Source organism: Staphylococcus sp. TE8, from assembly GCF_000692055.1.
Taxonomy (GTDB): Bacteria; Bacillota; Bacilli; order Staphylococcales; family Staphylococcaceae; genus Staphylococcus; species Staphylococcus capitis.
Genome location: NZ_JMGB01000002.1, coordinates 521,855 through 539,100, shown reverse-complemented (window position 1 = coordinate 539,100; position 17,246 = coordinate 521,855). Strand labels below are relative to the sequence as shown.

Sequence of the window (17,246 nt, the reverse complement as noted above, 5' to 3'; positions counted from 1 at the left end):
AAAGAGGTGTAAAGGCATGACGATTTATAATATAAATTTTGGTATTGGGTGGGCAAGTAGTGGGGTTGAATATGCGCAAGCTTATCGAGCTCAACTGCTTCGTCAACTCAACTATCCAATCAAGTTTGTGTTTTTAGATTTTATTCAATCTGAAAATATTCAAACTCTAACGAGTAATATTGGGTTCAAAGATGATGAAATTATCTGGTTATATCAATACTTCACAGATATTAATATCGCTCCCACTACATATACAGTTAATGATTTAATATCTGAACTTGGTAACGAGGTCTCAAGTTATGAGCGAAATGGGAAAGTATTGAGACTGTATTTAGACAATAATGAGACTTTCGTTACATGCTATTTAAAAAATCCTGAAGAAAACTATGTCGATCGTGCAGAATTTGTAGTGAATGGCATGTTAATTCGTAAAGATTTTTATAGTTATGTGCGTACATTTTCTGAGTATTATGCGCCGTATGATAAGAGAGCTAAACTATATATGCGTCAATTCTATAATGAGGACGGATCAATTGTTTATAAAGAATACATAGATGATGATGCACATGTATATGTATTTGATGATGCACGTTTATATAGTAAAGAAGAATTTATCGCGTATTTTATTCGCAAACTTCACTTAGAAAGCGACGATATTGTCATTATTGATCGCGCTACAGATGTAGGTCAGGCTATTTTACAAAATAAGGGCGACAGCAAAGTGGGTGTAGTTGTCCATGCCGAGCATTATAGTATGAACTCAACTGATGATACACATATTTTATGGAATAATTATTATGAATATCAATTTGAGAATGCAAAATACATTGATTTCTTTATTACAGCAACAGATTTACAAAATAAAATATTAAACGAACAGTTTAAAAATTATACGCATGATTCTCCTAGAATCAGAACGATACCAGTGGGGAGTCTACATCAATTAAGTTATCCGCAAGAACCTAGAATGCCTTTCTCTATAATCACTGCTTCGCGCTTAGCTAGTGAAAAACATGTGGATTGGATAGCTCTAGCGGTAATTAAAGCGAGAAAAGCGCTACCTGAATTAACATTTGATATTTACGGCCATGGTCCTGAACAAGAAAGAATCGAGAAGATAATCCAAGAACATCATGCCCAAGACTATATTCGGTTAAAAGGGCACGTGAACCTTCAAGATGTCTATCGTCATTATCAACTATTTGTTGCTGCTTCTCAAAGCGAAGGCTTCGGTTTGACACTGATGGAAGCAGTAGGTTCAGGGCTAGGCATGATAGGATTTGATGTCAATTATGGTAGTCCGACATTTATTAAAGATGCTCGTAATGGTTACCTTATTCCTATTAACTTGGATAGAGAATCCATCAACGACGTCACAGATCATATGGCGACTAAGATCATCCAATATTTTGAAAATGGCCCCTCACACCCGCACGATGTATCATACGAAATTGCTGAGGAGTTTAAGACAACTCATATAGTTGAAAAATGGGAACAATTAATTAAAGAGGTGCTACATGATTAATTTATTCGAGAATTATGATAGTAATACCCGTGAGTTACATGAATCACTTAAAATAGCTGGCTATCATCCTTTTACAATTGTATTAAATGATGATGGTTTCTTACCAGATGAAGTGACTTCACCTTATCAATACTTTGCAAATTATCAAATCTATGATGATGACAAACCAGCATTTTTTAATGATGTAACTACACCGCCCTTTTGGGAAATAAAAGGAAACGGTACGATGGCTCAAGTCATAGACATGGGCGAGTTGCGAGGTAAAATATTCTATAAAGAATATTATAAAACGAGAGTCGTAAGTTATGTAGAATGGTTAGATAAACACCAACGACTTCGTTCGGTCGATTACTACACAAAAGAAGGATTCAAATACGCTGAAAAGGTCTATGATTTGTCCGGTACACCCATATTAAAAAAATATATGGATAGAAATGGTAAAGAAGTTATATACGAAAACTATGTGACTCAAAATATAGTTTTGGATTACAGAGGGAAGTCTTATTTCTTTGAAACGACGAAAGAATTTATAGCATTTTATTTAAATGAACTAAATATTGATTATAAACAAGTCGTTATTAATTCCCTTTCAACACCGTTTATTACGCTTTATCATCAATCTATTGCACAACAAGTCGTGTTATTTTGGCAAGAACAGTCTCAAGGGCATGTCCCGGGAAATATGAAATTAATGTTTGAGCCAAATAATTTCAGCCAGTTTTCAGTAATTATTCCTGAAAGAGAAGAGTATCAAATGATTACTAATCAACTGAATTCAACTGAAAATCAATTCGTATATCCCTCTGGGTACTTATATAGTAAAAAGAAAGAAAATCAATTATCAAAAAATATTTTAATTCTAACTAATTCCGATCAAATTCCGCATTTAGAGGCATTAATACAACGTCATGATGATTTTAACTTTCACATTGGTGCAGTGACAGAAATGTCTACTGTACTTACAAGCCTAGAACATTATCCGAATGCGAAACTTTATCCGACAATTAAAAGAGATATGGTAGAGGAACTTTATCAACGATGCGATATTTATCTAGATATTAATGAAGGTGGGGAAATATTGAATGCTGTTAGAACAGCATTTGATTATAATTTACTCATACTTGGGTATAAAGAGACTGCACACCATTTAACTATAACTTCACCATCACACTTATTTTCAGCTGAAAATGTTGCAGAATTGAGCCGAGTACTTACTGAGGTAGGTTCTAATAAAGATATATTTAAAGATAAACTTGATCAACAGTCGTCTCACGCGAATGAAATCTCGGTTTCAACATTTAAGACGGCACTCAATCAAGCATTGAATTAAAAATGCTAAGTATTACGTTGTTAAACTTACAGAGTTGTAATTTTAAGCATTATATCTTAAATTGTGTGCAATGATATGTTTAGATATAACTGAGGTGAAAAAAATGAACAATTTTGATGAAAGATATGATGAAAGACATAATGAAAAAGCTAATAATGTATTAGGCGCTTTAAGTTATCTTAGTGTGTTTTTTGCACCTGTGTTATTCCCACTCGTTGTATGGATTATAGCGAAACCCCCAGGTTCTACTCATTCTAGAAATGCTTTATTTAATCATATTTTCACTTGGGTATTTGTAGCTATTGGATTGTTAAGCCTTATGATTATTCCAGCGTTATTTGATAGCGCGCATTCTGGAATAGGAATAACAATTGCATTTATCGTTGCAGCAATTTTCTTTATATGGGCAATTGTCCTATTCTTTACAAATATAATTAGAGGTATTAAATTACTCATTATTTAATGTATGTAAGAAGAGTTGGAGCGTTTAGTTCCAACTCTTTTTTTATGTAATTTAAAAGAGCTTGTCGATGATCAATCGAAAAGCCCATTTTTTAAATAAAATAGTTATTATTTTCTAGCAGAAATCTTTTTATGAATCAAAATAACTAACCCCAAAACGAGCGCTATAATTCCTGCCATAACAGGAGAATGAGATATAGATTTACCTGTTTCAGGAAGTGTGGATTTTGATGTCGTTTGATAAATAGGATGTTTATGTTCTACTGCGTTGGATTTAAAAAAATATGGCTCTGAACTGGCATCTTTTGAATCATCTTTTAATGAATGTAGTTGTAATTGATTCATTGTTTGATTCTCATTAGGAGTTGCAGCAGATACTGGTTGATTGCATACCACAAGAAAAGCGAGAGTAATTAAGACACTACCAATAGTGCAAGCGACAAATTTTTGAGTCAAAATAATCTCTCCTTTAAAATTTAAAATCTATACATTAGAGAAATATAATAAAAGTCTCCCAAGAAGCATTGTTTAAAGTACAACAAATTTACAAATCATTCACGTTCTCTATGTATAATAAATAAGATATCACAAGCTATTTATGAACTCCTGTGTATGAGATATCAAATCTATGACAAAATTGTCACTTTGATATTTATAGTAATATTTAAGATTTTTGAAATTATACAAAATATACAAAAATGTAGATTAGAAGAAAACAATATTGATTTTACAAGATAATATAATAAAATAAAAAGGTGGGCATACTTTAATGTATTGCAACGCATATGTTAATAAGTATCGCATAAAGAATTTAGTCTTATATATAATCCTTATTAACTATTTTTAATTTAATTAATAAAGGAGGGAAAATTATGAATGAAATGCAAAAAGTTAAACCTACAAATCGAGTTGCTGAAATGGTGTTAGGGATCATGGGTAGTATATTTGGTATATTAGGTGGTTTGTTCGCTATTATGCTCCAAGGTGTTAGTTCTCAACTTGATACTGATGGTGGCAATGTAGGTGGATTAGGCGTAGCTGTAATTATTACTTGCATTATAACTCTTATTTTAAGTTGTATTATTAACAAAAAAAGAGTTTTAATTGGTGTGCTTTTAATCATTGGTGGGATCCTAAACTTTATTTTTATTAGTTTTTTTGGAATTCTTTCAGGAATCTTGATTTTAGTAGCAGGTATACTAGCGTTGGTAAGAAAATAAATCGGTTAATAAAAATTGACTTTAATTTCTTAATAACATAACAAGTGCATTATTTTACAAGGATTCGCGATATAAATTTGTGAGTAATTGAAATAATGATAATTAAATTTTACTAAATAATAACCTCTATATTGTTAACAACGATATGGAGGTTTATTTTATTTATATATTAATATAGCAATGGCAAGTCACTTTGGAGTATGCAGTCAATCAAATGGCAACACATTTTTTTATATCATTTGTTATTTAATCTTAGTTAAATGCTACAATGTATACGAGGTGATAGAGTTGGACATCGTATATCTTGCAGGCGGATGTTTATGGGGTACAGAAGCCTTTTTTAAAACGATACCTGGCGTGATTAATACTGAGGCAGGAAGAGTTAATGGAACTACAAATAACTTAGATGGCCCGTACGACGGGTATGCAGAATGTGTAAAAGTTGAATTTAACTCAAATCAAGTAACCATTAAAGAGTTAATGAGTTATCTCTTTGAAATGATAGATCCATATAGCTTGAATAAACAAGGACAAGATGTAGGTGAAAAATATCGTACCGGTATATATAGTGATGATTCTAATCACTTAAATGAAGCTCGCGATTTTATTGATAGTAGATCAGACGCACAACGAATTATGGTGGAAGTTAAACCATTATTAAACTATGTGAAAAGTGCTGAAGAACATCAAGATCATCTTGATAGGCATCCTGAAGATCAATATCTTTGTCATGTTCCTGAATCACTTTTAAATAAATATAAAAAGTAAATTTATTAACTAAAGTATCAAGAAGATACGTAAAATGCATTTAGAGTTATGAAGAAGTATTTAAATAATAAATAAGACTCCCCGCCGATGCGGAGAGTCTTAATTTTTAACTCTTATCTTTTAGAAGTGAAAGTATCTAATAAGCTTAAAGTAGCTAAACCTAGTAAATCAAGGGCATGTTGAGCACCTTTTTTACCGTGGCCAGCTTCAAAGTGTTTATAAGTTGCAACACCTAATACTGAAATAGTAGCAAGTGAACCTAGACGTGAGATGTTTTTGTTTAAGAAACTTGCAGCGAATAATGCAGCTGCAGTAGCTTCAACACCACCCGCTACTTTAACTGAACTAGCTGGTAAACCGAATGTGTTAGTGAAAGTATCTACCATACCTTGGTCACCTTGTAATTTTGGTTTGCTTGCATTGTATAATTCTTTAGCAAGTTTTAAATTTGTAGCATAACGTAAAATCATAAAATATTTCCTCCTATTTATCTTCAAAATATTTATCTACTATAGGTTTAACCCTTTCCCCAAAAAGACGAATTGAATTCATCACATACTCATGTGGCATAGAACCTACAGGCGTATGAATCATAAAGCGATTAATACCTAGAGTTTCAATTGTATCAATAATCTTTTGTGCAACTGTTTCAGGGCTACCTAAGTAGATAGCACCATGACTGCCTATTTCTCTTTCGAATGCATTCTCATCGAAAGCTGGCCAACCTCTTTCTTTACCTATAATATCTTGATGTGCTTTAAGTGAAGGGAAGAATTCTCGTTTAGCTTGCTCATCTGTTTCAGCTACATAACCCCATGAGTGTACACCAATAGGTAATTTTGAAGGATCATGTCCGTAAGATAACGCAATTGATTTGTATATTTCAATATTACGTGCAAATCGTCTAGGATTTCCCCCAATGATAGCATACGTAATAGGTAAGCCAAACGCACCAGCTCTGAGTGATGATTCAGGCGTACCACCTGTAGCAATCCATATAGGTAATTCGCCATTTTCTACTCGTGGGTAAATGCCAGTGTATTCTAAACTTGGTCTTAATTTACCTTCCCAACTTATGATTTCATGTTTGTTGATTTTAAGCAACATTTGAAGTTTTTCATTAAATAGATCTTCATAGTCATTTAAATTATAACCGAATAGAGGGAAAGATTCGATAAATGAACCTCGACCAATCATGATTTCAGCTCGGCCATTAGATACAGCATCTAAAGTCGAAAATCTCTCATATACTCTAACCGGATCATCAGAAGATAAGACCGTAACAGCAGATGATAATTTAATGTGCTGTGTTCTTGCAGCTGCAGCGCCTAAAACTGTTACGGGATCAGAAACTGCATAGTCTTTTCTGTGATGTTCGCCTAAACCATAGATATCTAAACCAAGTTGATCGGCGAGTTCAATTTCTTCGACAATATTTCGAATTCGTTGTGCATGACTAATAGATTCATGCTTGCCATCAGGCATAACAATATCGCTATTCTCAGCAAAAGATGTTAATCCCAATTCTATTTTCATCACTCACACCCCACTAGTATATTTTTTATACTAGGTATATATTAAGCTTACACTTTTACTATGTCAATATAAAAGTTTCCTTATTATAAAAAATAATATTGAGCATCATATGCATCATTATAGACTTCAGCTAATTTATCTTTAATATAGGTAATATTCACCAATTAAATCTCCCCTTTAGAATTTAAAATCAAACTGGCATAATAGTAACGTTGACTAAAAATTTGAAAGGAGTATGAAGATGAATGGAAGACAGTAGAAACTATAATCTCATCACGACAATTATGTTTATTTCAGGAATTATCGTGATGGGTAGTTTATACACAGCATTGCCTTTAACCGCAGCTTTTGCAGAAGACTTTCATGTTCCTCAATCAGTAGCAACATTGAATGGTGTTGTTTTCTCACTCACTTATTCAATAAGTTGTCTTTTCTACGGCACCATCTCTGAAAAGTTCGGCAGAATAAAAACGATACTGATGGGTATTAGCGCGCTAGTCATCATTTGCTTAATCATAGGATTCGTACATTCATTTATGCTTTTACTTATCATGCGCGCATTGCAAGGTATCTTCGCTGCAGCATTCTCTCCAGTAGCGATTACGTACACAACTGAAACATATCCTCCAGTCAAACGAATTACAGCAATCAGCTTTATTAGTACAAGTTTTATGTTATCAGGTGTACTCGGTCAAAATATGAGTGAAATAGTAGTCAGTTATCTCAATTGGCATTGGGTTTATTTTATCTTAACGATATTATATTTAACACTGACATTTATTATTTATAAACATGTGCCAGAAAGCCCTAATAAAAAGCCAGATCTAAAACTACTTAATTTCTTCAATAACTTTAAAGACTTTGGTCAAAATCTTAAAGTATTGTATTGCTTATTTATTTCTCTTACGCTACTCATTATGTTTATTAGTATGTATAGTATCTTGAATTCATATATAACCTCTAATAAAGTTGGTGGGGATATGTCAGTTGCATCAGTCGTAAAATTATTTGGTGTGATAGGAATGTTTTTATCATTATTAGCAGGACGTTTGAGTGGTCGATTAGGTACGAAACGTGTCCTAACTTTAGCGCTCTCTACATGCGTGGTATCACTTATACTCATGGGAACTTTCACGAACATTGTACTCATCACTATTTTTAGTGTGACATTTGTAGCAGGTATTGCATTTGCTATACCTACAGTGATTTCTAAAGTGGGGGTTGTGGTGAACAGTAATCAAGGTTTCTTTTTATCAGTTAATACAGTGATTTTATTCTTAGGAACGGCTATTGCACCAATTTTAATGATTTATGTTAAGCAAATTCCTAATTTCTTCTTAGAGTTTGTAACTATTGCAATAATAGGTGTTCTAGCAGTTATCGTTTCTATATTTATGCCGAATGACCATTATGTGAATTAATTTTGTAGGAAAATGACTCAACATTTCATAGTTATAGAGTATAAGAAAATGATTTGTTTATAGTATGAAGCTATAGATAAATCATTTTTTAATATTAGACGTTAAGCGACAATGTCATGTAGTCTGAATATAACAACATTAAAACAATTGGGGTGGAGTCAATTGAATTATTCTCCAAAGCAAGGCACGAGAAGTCACGGGTTACCGCATGACCCATTTAAAAGTAGTACCGTACCAAGACCTATCGGTTGGATTTCGACAGTATCTAAAGATGGTGAAGATAATTTAGCACCTTATAGTCAATATCAAAATTTAACATGGGATCCACCGATGGTTATGTTCGCAGCTAATCAATCTGTATTAGGTAATCATGAACGGAAAGATACAGTAAAGAACGCTGAAGAAACAGGTTGGTTTGTATGGAATATGGCTACATATGACTTACGTGAAGCGGTTAATCTTTCTTCGAAGGCTTTACCACCTGAAGAAGATGAATTTGAATTCGCCGGCGTTACAAAAGAAGAATGTATTGAAGCGCCTGGATATAGAGTTAAAGAATCACCAATACACTTTGAATGTGAATATGTTCAGACAGTACGTATACCAACAGGTGATCCTGTATCAACTGTGGATATTGTTATAGGACGTGTGGCACAAGTCCATATCGATGACAAAGTCATTCTCGATAATGGTAAATTAGACATTCAATCCATTCGACCTATCGCACGTTTAGGATATTATGACTATACAGTAGTGGACGAAATCTTTGAGATGAAAGCACCAGCTGCTACTAAAGAAGAATTAGCTGGATTAGAAGGCCGAAATTTTGATAATAAAACGGAAGAGTAAATTTAAAATATTAGGATGCATGACGCTCTCAGGAGTGGCATGCATTTTTCTTGTAATGAATACAAATGCACTTTACACTTGATGAAACTTAAATTTATCAGACGCACAATCTTTTAGGAATTAAATGAAATTTACATTTAAAGAGGGGCGAAAAAGATGAAAACAGATATGCAAGCAATGGTCATCCATCATTATGGTAAAGGACCTGTATCACTTGAAAGAATGCCATTACCAAGTATGAGTCCTTACGAAGTTCGTGTAAAAATTAAAGCAGCAAGCATTAATCCCATCGATTTTAAAATTCGTGATGGTGGGCTTAAAATGTTATTAACATATCAATTTCCACTCATTTTAGGCAATGACTTTGCTGGTGAAGTGTATGAAGTAGGAGACAAAGTCACTCAATTTAAGGTAGGGGACAAAGTTTATGGTCGTCCACGAAAATCTAAAATTGGTACATTTGCTGAATATATTTCAGTTAATGCAGAAGAAATCGCGCCAATGCCTAAAGGATTATCGTATGAAGAAGCGGCGAGTATACCTTTAGTGGGCTTAACAGCGTATCAGGCAATCAATGAAGTTATTCAAGCGCAACCAGGGGACAAAGTACTTATTCAAGCTGGATCTGGCGGTGTTGGAAGTTTTGCAATCCAATACGCGAAAGCTAAAGGACTCTATGTTGCAACAACGGGAAGCGATAGTGGTAAAGAACTCATTGAGTCACTCAATCCAGATGAATTTATTAATTATAAAGAACAAGACTTCTCAGAGGTACTCAAAGACTTCGACGGTGTATTTGATACGCTTGGAGGAGAGAACCTCGAGAAATCGTTCCAAATTCTTAAGCCACAAGGCATCATCGCGTCCATTTCAGGACTGCCAACTGAACGTAATGCACGAAAATTAGATAAAAGTATCTTTAAACGTGGCATACTCAAAGCAGCTTCATATAAATATCAACGTTTAGCTAAAAAATACGATGTTCAATATGAATTCCTGTTTATGCATCCAAGTGGTCAACAATTAAGAGAAATCACAGAACTCATTGAAGTTGGAAAAATTAAACCTATTATTGGTAAAGTATATGACTTTAAAGAAACACAAAAAGCTTTAGAATACTCTGAGAGCGGCAGAGCTAAAGGTAAAATTATTGTGAAGATGGAAGATGAATAAAAGAGGTGAAACAAATGAAGAAAATAATGATTGTTAATACAAGTACAGAGTACTTCGGTAATACGGAAACGCCCACGGGTCTTTGGCTAAGTGAACTTGTTCATTTCTATGATGCTTTCAAAGATACGAATGTAGATATTGATTTATTCAACATCACAGGAGGCAATACACCTATTGACCCAGTGAGCCTTAGTCCATTTATGTTAGACAATACTACAAAGGCATATTATAACAATGAGCATTTCATGGATATGTTGAAATATTCTCAACCTATCAGCGAAGCTCAACCTGATAAATATGATGCTGTATATTTCACTGGGGGTCACGGTGTCATGTATGATTTCCCGGAAAATAAATTTATACAAAGTGCAGTGAACACGATATATGAGCAAGGTGGTATTGTGTCAGCAGTCTGTCATGGTGTTGCTGCGTTGCTAAACGTTAAAGATGCAGGAGGCACATTTCTCCTACAGAATAAAAATGTGACTGGTTTTTCAAATGTTGAAGAAGTACTAGCTAAACGAGATACAATGATTCCATTTCATTTACAAAATGAAATCAAACACCGTGGTGCCAGCTATCATTTCGGACGTGTGCCTTTTACATCTACACTTGAAGTCGACGATCGAATCATTACAGGACAAAACCCTCAGTCTCCATCACAAGTTGCTGAAGCAGTTAAAAAAACAACTCTTATCCTAAATTAAATCAAAAGCACGTATCTTTTACTTTTGTGAGCAGGTAAGTAGGAGATACGTGCTTTTTTAAAATTTATTCATTTATGAATTTTTACAACCGTTTAGAGAACTTTCTAGTGTTGCATTTAATGTTTCAAAGATTTCATCAACAGAATAATTGTAATCATTTTCAACCCAGCGTCTTAAAACTTCTATGACGCCACTACTATAGAAGTCAGCTAAAATTTCAGGGTGCTTACTTTCTCGAATTTTAAGTGCTAGTGGATCGTTGTGATTATTTTTTGAACCATACAACATCATTTCGCGACTTGCATGTGTCAGACTTCTAAATACATCTACTTGCCTTGAAGATACGAGCAAGTGTTTGAAAACAGTTTTATGTTGTTCTATATAATAAATAAACGCTTTAAATGACTCAGCGGTATCAATAGAGTGCTCTGTATTTGGATCACCCATGATTTCGCCTGTCATATACGGAGGTAATGAATAGAGTAGGTCATATTTATCTTGAAAATAACGATAAAAGGTACTGCGATTAATTTCAGCTACTTCACATATCTTTTGTACAGTAATTTCATCAAAGTGATAATCATATAACAGTTCAAAAACAGTTTTATTGATATGTCGAATCATACGTTTTTGCGTTGATGTAGGCATACACATTTCTCCTCTATATTTCTTCTCAAAGGATACTTCATGACTTAGAATATACGTTAATTTATCATAAGTAGCGTGTTTTTACCAAATATAACTCCTGATGATTATCATTTTAAGATAAGTGAACAAAGAAAAACCCCTTCACTGTCATTCAATGTGAAGGGGTTAATGATACTATCGATTTTTTAGTTAGTGATCAATACCTTTTAACCATTTATCGACTTTAGTATCATGATTATCTACATAATCTTTAGCAACGTCTTCAGGGTTTTTATTATCTTTGAAGATTTTTTTCGCTAATTTTTCTTCATCATCTTTGCTCCAATTATCGGAAATACGTGTTGCAATCGTATATGCAGCAGGATGATCATCTTTGAAATTTTTATTAAACACTAGGTTAATATGTTCATCATCTTTACCGTAAATCTTCTCAGGATCTTTCAACATTTTAATATCAAGTTCCTTAGAGAACCAACTTGGTTCCATAGCAGTAAAGACGATAGGTTTTTGTTGTTTATAAGCTTTTTGAATCGTTTTAAATTGATCTTGGTCAGATGACTCTTTAAGACTATATTTGTCTAATTGACCATCATCTAATTCACTTTTAGTTTGTTTCATAACACCATTTCTAGCATCTGTACCTTGTATTGTCCAATCGACAGATTTACCAAAGCTGTTACTACTATTGCCAGTATTACTACTAGTAGTAGATTTCTTGCTATTTAAGTCTGAAATTGAATCAATATCCTGTTCATACTTAGGAACAGCTAAGCCAACTTTAACATTATCAACTAAATTCTTCTTATCATAAACAGTTAAATTACTTTTAAATTTATTGTAAAAGCTTTTATCTGTTGAAGGGAAGATACCTGATGCGTGGAATGAGTCAGAGTCTTGAGATACTGACGCATATAATGGACCACTCGCTTGTACTGGCGTAGTAGTAACATTGTATCCAGCTTTTTTAAGGACTTCCGCAATAACTAATGAACGTGGTGTAGAATTATCGCTTGCAATATAAGGGATATTAACATCTTTCTTACCTAGTGACGTATTTCCGCCACTCGATGATCCATTGCCACCATTACCACACGCACTTAGCACAATTGCTAAGGCGAGTGTGGCAAGTAGTCCTAAAACTTTGAAACTACTTTTCTTGAACATTCGGCGTTTCCTCCTTTGTGATTTTACTCTCTCTCATCTTCATTATCATGTCTGCGAGGTGCACGACGCGCATAGTCATCATATAAATCTTTGTTATTTTCACGTGCATATAACATTAATGCGTTAAATAACATATCTTGATCGTTAGTTTCGCGAGACAATTGTTTAAATAAATCAGTTGTACGAGACTCACTATCAGAACGTTGCGCATGATCTCTATAATGACGTTCTTCGTATCGGCCATCCTCGTATCGAGATTGAGGGTCATCATATCTTTCCTCACGATGAGGTTGACGTTCATATCTGTTTCTTTCGCCTTCACTACGGTAATGATTACCTTGTTGTGTGTAGAGAGATTCATAATCTACATGCTCACGTCGTTGACGAGATGGTTCATCTACATTTGATTCTCTCTCATCTTGTCTATATTGTGATCTACGATATTGTGAGTCATTTTCCGGAAAATGATCTTCCCCATAGCCACGACGGTCATCATCTAGACGAACGTAGCGAGGATAGTCCTCTTTATCATTATTGCCATAGCGATCACGATTGAAATAGCGCTCGCGGTCATCATAACGTCTATGTCTCTCATCATGTGCATCACGTTTGTCATAAGCCTGACCATGACGACGTGTATATTCTTGGTCATCATAATAAATGTCTTCATCACGATTACGACGGTTATAGCGATGTGCTTCATTCGTAGAAGTATTCGTGTTTGAATGACCTTCTTCTAAAGCTTTACCTTCGATATCAATCTTAGGTAAGATACCGCCTAACCATTTAGGGATATACCAAGAACCTTTACCAAATAATTTAGTAAGTGCTGGAATTAAAGTCATGCGTACAACGAATGCATCGAAAAGAACGCCGAATGCGAGTGAAATACCCATGGATTTAATCGCTGAATCTTCTTGGAAGACAAAGGCGATAAACACACTGAACATAATGAGTGCTGCTGCAACGATGACTGGACCACTTTCTTTGATACCTACACGGATAGAATGATCGTTGTCACCCGTTTTACTATACTCTTCATGTACACGTGTCATTAAGAAGAGTTCATAGTCAATGGCAAGTCCGAAGAGTAAGCCAATGGTGATGACTGGTAGGAATGCTAATAAAGGACCCGTATTTTCTACACCGAATAGGCTACCTAAGAAGCCATCTTGCATCACGAGTGTCGTAAATCCAAGTGTTGCTAGTAGTGATAATACGAAGCCGAGTACAGCTTTTAATGGTACTAGGATTGAACGGAATACAAATACTAGTAGCACAAATGCTAAGAGTACAATAACGCCAGCAAATACTGGGATAGCTTCATTAAGTTTTTCTGACATATCAATGTTAATTACACTTTGTCCTGAAATCTCTGTATTAAAGTCATATTTCTCTTTAGCAGTTTTATTATAATCACGTAAATCATAAACTAAATTATTTGTAGACTGTGCATTTGGACCATCTTCAGGAATGATAGAAATCAATGCATAGTGATTATTATCATTCAATTGTGGTGATGCCACTTTATCTACATTATCCATATCCTTAATATCATCTCTAATATTATTTAGATCTTGTTGAATATCTTTCTTGCTTCCGCCGTCTTTCGTGTTTACTAACATAACGATTTGACCATTATAACCGGCACCAAAGTTATCAGTAATTAAGTTATAAGCTTTGTGTGCTGATGTATTGTTAGCTTTAAGACTATCGTCAGGGATACCTAAACGCATACCACTCACTGGAAGGGCAGCTGCAATTAAGATAAGTAAACTAATAATAATAGCAATAATTGGTTTACCTACAACAAATTTAGCCCATGGATGATTTTTAGGATCTTTATTCTTTTCAGGTTTATCTTTAATCTTAATACGTTTATGGAACACGCTAATAAGTGCAGGTAAGAGTGTTAACGCAGCAAGGACAGCGAATAATACACTAATTGCTGATGCGAATCCCATAATAGCTAAGAAATCAATGCCAACTAGTGATAAACCACAAACTGCAATCATTACGGTCACACCGGCGAAGATAACGGCACTACCTGCAGTACCAACTGCTGTCGCAATAGCTTCGACAGGCTCTAGACCGCGTTTACGAACTTCCTTATATCTAAAGAGTATAAATAGAGAGTAGTCTATTCCAACGGCTAAACCTATCATTACAGCTAGAGTCAGTGTGAAGTTTGGAATATCGAATATAAATGTTAATAGAGCGATGATTCCAACACTGGAGCCTAGTCCGATGAGTGCACTGACAATTGGCATACCAGCTGCAATTAATGAGCCGAATGTAATCAGTAGAATGATGAAGGCAGTGACAATACCTACAAGTTCTGAAGAACCACCTACTTCAGAATTCATTGAGCCACCTTGAGTTTGCTCGATTTTAAGATTATGATCTGCTTTTACATCATCTAATTCTCTATCGATAATTTTCTTAGAAGAATCTTGCAACGCTGTTTGGTTAACGACATAGTTAACTGTTGCGATTGCAGTATCTTTATCATCATTAACTTGATGAGAATCATAAGGGTTACTTACGTTTTGTAGGTAATCATCATCTTGTTTGATATTATCAAGTGCTTTTTCAATATCTTTCTTAGTATCTTTGTCTGTAATACCATTCTTCTTATCGGAATGGAAGACAATCTTCATCGAGGCTTTTTGACTATCCTGATGAAATTCTTTAGTGATTTTATCATTTGTATCTAATGATTTTAGACCATTCATTGTGATGTCATCATCAAACTTAGGTGAGTTAATCATTAGCGGGGTGATAATAACGCCTAGAACGATTAACCATGCAAGGATACTCACCCATTTGTTCTTAGCAATGAATTTGCCCAATTTGTATAAAAGTTTTGCCAAGACATTTCCTCCTATTTGTATATTATTTTGCAACAGAGCATGGAATTCTTAATAATTTTAACGCGATTTGGAGGCATTAAAATTAAGGTGCTTGTAAGTTACATATACTAATTTAACAATTTCCCAACGCTCTAAACACCACTAATTTGAGTAAGACGTTGAAAAATGCAACAGATAGTCAGAATTGTTGTTACTTTTTTAGAAAATGATTAAGCAATAAGATATTTAGAGTGAAGCATTAACAAAATGCCCAATTAAACAAAGCGTTCCTATTAAGAGTAAGCACAAACCTGGTACATAAATTTTCTCTCTTAAATCAAATGATTCAGCTTTAGACACGATTCTACTCACTAAAATAAGTAATAGACCAATTATCATAAAAATAATGGAAGTTGTTAACATACATCGTCCTCCTACAGTATCTCGTTGTCGCCTAGTTCCGGATATATATAATGAAGAAATAGATTATGAAGTTACTTTCATATTCCCTTTTAATCTTGAAATATCTAATGTGATAGGAGAATATTTTTAACAAACTGTGAAATATAGTAGTGAGAATATAAACTTTATAAAAGTATATATTCAAAAACTTTATAAAAATTTATTATCTATTTATTTTAATGTCATGTTTGCTACATAAACATCGTTTATGTTGAAAGTGGAGGTGGGAGCGAATGACAAGTTCATTAATTAAAGTTGGAATGGTTACAACAGCAATTTTACTTGGTAGCGGAGTAACGCATAATGCGCAAGCTGAGACAAATCAACCAGATCAATATGAAGTTAAAGTATATGCAGATAGTCATAAAATAGTAAAAGACAATCGCCATATTAAGCACAGTGTCTTAGAAGATTTAGGTTCAGAAGACAAAGATGAAGACTTTCAAGTTCAATATTTAGATGATGCCAACCGTACGAATTATCAAAACAACGTCACTTATCGTATACGCAAATCTGAAGATGATAGTAAACATAAACTGCAGTATAAAAAGAGATATGCTATTTCTAATCATGATGTGTCTAGCGCCATTCAACAAGCAAAAGCAGATGGCTATAATGGAGATGAGTACGAAGTAGAATATGGTGAAGGTAAAGAAACATTAAGCGTGACAAAAGAAGCAAAAGAAAAACTAGGTTCAGGAAGTTTAGCTATGCCTAATGCTCAAGATAGTTTAAAGATTTTAAAGACTCATGCTGAACAACCTTATAGTGATGCATTAGATAAAATCAAACAACCTCATTTAATTGGACCGGTCCATTTTGAACGACATAAAGGTCATATTGATGGTAATGAAGTGAAGATCGAAAACTGGGATATTAAAGATCAAAATGTTGTAGAAATCTCCTCTAAAGTTACCAATGAAGCGGAAGCGAAAAAAGTTCAAAGTGCTATCATTAAGAGGTTAGATCAATTAGGAATTCATGAGAAGAAAGATCAACTTAAAACCAATCTGATATTTGAAAATTACTAAGAATTAAATGTTACTTCCATGAAAGTAGGGAAGTGAGTTGAGACAAAGTTAGGTTCAATTTCTACTTTGTGTTTCAAACACTTCCTGCTTTTTATTTT

General features: G+C 34.0%; 17 protein-coding genes. 10 read left to right on the top strand and 7 right to left on the bottom strand.

Translation table 11 applies throughout. The annotated features are described in order from the left end of the window. Window positions 1–16: 16 nt before the first annotated feature. The 3 genes from gtfA to CM54_RS08920 all read left to right on the top strand — a co-directional run bounded on the left by gtfA (window position 17) and on the right by CM54_RS08920 (window position 3,318). Window positions 17–1,525 (top strand): accessory Sec system glycosyltransferase GtfA, encoded by a 1,509-nt coding sequence (gene gtfA, locus CM54_RS08930; protein WP_030062699.1) that lies wholly within the window; start codon window positions 17–19, stop codon window positions 1,523–1,525. Further along, a complete protein-coding gene (gene gtfB / locus CM54_RS08925) occupies window positions 1,518–2,855 on the top strand; it encodes an accessory Sec system glycosylation chaperone GtfB (protein WP_037550693.1) in 1,338 nt (445 codons plus the stop codon). Before gtfA ends, gtfB begins: the two co-directional genes overlap by 8 nt. A 103-nt stretch (window positions 2,856–2,958) precedes the next feature. Next, window positions 2,959–3,318, top strand: a complete 360-nt coding sequence (locus CM54_RS08920; RefSeq protein ID WP_002436374.1) for a hypothetical protein — start codon at window positions 2,959–2,961, stop codon at window positions 3,316–3,318. Window positions 3,319–3,425: 107 nt separating this feature from the next. Here the strand turns inward: CM54_RS08920 and CM54_RS08915 are convergent, their stop codons facing one another. Continuing rightward, a complete protein-coding gene (locus CM54_RS08915) occupies window positions 3,426–3,713 on the bottom strand; it encodes an LPXTG cell wall anchor domain-containing protein (protein ID WP_227959528.1) in 288 nt (95 codons plus the stop codon). Window positions 3,714–4,189: 476 nt separating this feature from the next. Between CM54_RS08915 and CM54_RS08910 the strand changes: the two genes are divergently transcribed. Together CM54_RS08910 and CM54_RS08905 are read left to right on the top strand one after the other, a co-directional pair. After that, the gene (locus tag CM54_RS08910; RefSeq protein ID WP_002454198.1) at window positions 4,190–4,537 is read left to right on the top strand and encodes a DUF4064 domain-containing protein; all 348 of its coding nucleotides are present in this window, start codon (window positions 4,190–4,192) and stop codon (window positions 4,535–4,537) included. 288 nt (window positions 4,538–4,825) lie between these two features. Beyond that, window positions 4,826–5,305: a peptide-methionine (S)-S-oxide reductase gene (locus CM54_RS08905; protein WP_023350966.1), complete on the top strand. Its 480-nt coding sequence runs from the start codon at window positions 4,826–4,828 to the stop codon at window positions 5,303–5,305. 113 nt (window positions 5,306–5,418) lie between these two features. Here the strand turns inward: CM54_RS08905 and CM54_RS08900 are convergent, their stop codons facing one another. Together CM54_RS08900 and CM54_RS08895 are read right to left on the bottom strand one after the other, a co-directional pair. Next, complete coding sequence (locus tag CM54_RS08900; protein ID WP_002436380.1) at window positions 5,419–5,775, bottom strand: hypothetical protein; 357 nt, start codon at window positions 5,773–5,775, stop codon at window positions 5,419–5,421. Window positions 5,776–5,788: 13 nt separating this feature from the next. Next, window positions 5,789–6,841 carry an LLM class flavin-dependent oxidoreductase gene (locus CM54_RS08895; RefSeq protein ID WP_030062696.1) on the bottom strand — a complete coding sequence of 351 codons (1,053 nt, stop codon included), beginning with the start codon at window positions 6,839–6,841 and terminating at the stop codon, window positions 5,789–5,791. Between the two features lie 245 nt (window positions 6,842–7,086). Between CM54_RS08895 and CM54_RS08890 the strand changes: the two genes are divergently transcribed. The 4 genes from CM54_RS08890 to CM54_RS08875 all read left to right on the top strand — a co-directional run bounded on the left by CM54_RS08890 (window position 7,087) and on the right by CM54_RS08875 (window position 10,991). Next, entirely contained in the window at window positions 7,087–8,262 is a 1,176-nt protein-coding gene (locus CM54_RS08890; RefSeq protein WP_030062695.1) for an MFS transporter, read from the top strand. 162 nt (window positions 8,263–8,424) lie between these two features. Beyond that, window positions 8,425–9,111 carry a flavin reductase family protein gene (locus CM54_RS08885; RefSeq protein WP_002436367.1) on the top strand — a complete coding sequence of 229 codons (687 nt, stop codon included), beginning with the start codon at window positions 8,425–8,427 and terminating at the stop codon, window positions 9,109–9,111. Window positions 9,112–9,267: 156 nt separating this feature from the next. Next, complete coding sequence (locus CM54_RS08880; protein ID WP_037550690.1) at window positions 9,268–10,284, top strand: NADP-dependent oxidoreductase; 1,017 nt, start codon at window positions 9,268–9,270, stop codon at window positions 10,282–10,284. Window positions 10,285–10,298: 14 nt separating this feature from the next. After that, on the top strand, window positions 10,299–10,991 hold the full coding sequence (locus CM54_RS08875; RefSeq protein WP_002454192.1) for a type 1 glutamine amidotransferase domain-containing protein: 693 nt from the start codon (window positions 10,299–10,301) through the stop codon (window positions 10,989–10,991). A 72-nt stretch (window positions 10,992–11,063) separates the two neighbouring features. Here the strand turns inward: CM54_RS08875 and CM54_RS08870 are convergent, their stop codons facing one another. The 4 genes from CM54_RS08870 to CM54_RS12780 form a co-directional block, all read right to left on the bottom strand. Then, window positions 11,064–11,639 carry a TetR/AcrR family transcriptional regulator gene (locus tag CM54_RS08870; protein WP_002436365.1) on the bottom strand — a complete coding sequence of 192 codons (576 nt, stop codon included), beginning with the start codon at window positions 11,637–11,639 and terminating at the stop codon, window positions 11,064–11,066. A 189-nt stretch (window positions 11,640–11,828) separates the two neighbouring features. Then, a complete protein-coding gene (locus CM54_RS08865; protein WP_002454190.1) occupies window positions 11,829–12,803 on the bottom strand; it encodes a glycine betaine ABC transporter substrate-binding protein in 975 nt (324 codons plus the stop codon). Window positions 12,804–12,826: 23 nt separating this feature from the next. After that, a complete protein-coding gene (locus CM54_RS08860; protein WP_037550687.1) occupies window positions 12,827–15,676 on the bottom strand; it encodes an MMPL family transporter in 2,850 nt (949 codons plus the stop codon). A gap of 225 nt (window positions 15,677–15,901) precedes the next feature. Continuing rightward, a complete protein-coding gene (locus CM54_RS12780; RefSeq protein WP_162837220.1) occupies window positions 15,902–16,078 on the bottom strand; it encodes a hypothetical protein in 177 nt (58 codons plus the stop codon). Window positions 16,079–16,350: 272 nt separating this feature from the next. On the opposite strand from CM54_RS12780, the gene CM54_RS08855 reads away from it, so the two are divergent. Continuing rightward, window positions 16,351–17,148 carry a hypothetical protein gene (locus tag CM54_RS08855; RefSeq protein WP_030062691.1) on the top strand — a complete coding sequence of 266 codons (798 nt, stop codon included), beginning with the start codon at window positions 16,351–16,353 and terminating at the stop codon, window positions 17,146–17,148. Window positions 17,149–17,246: the final 98 nt, after the last annotated feature.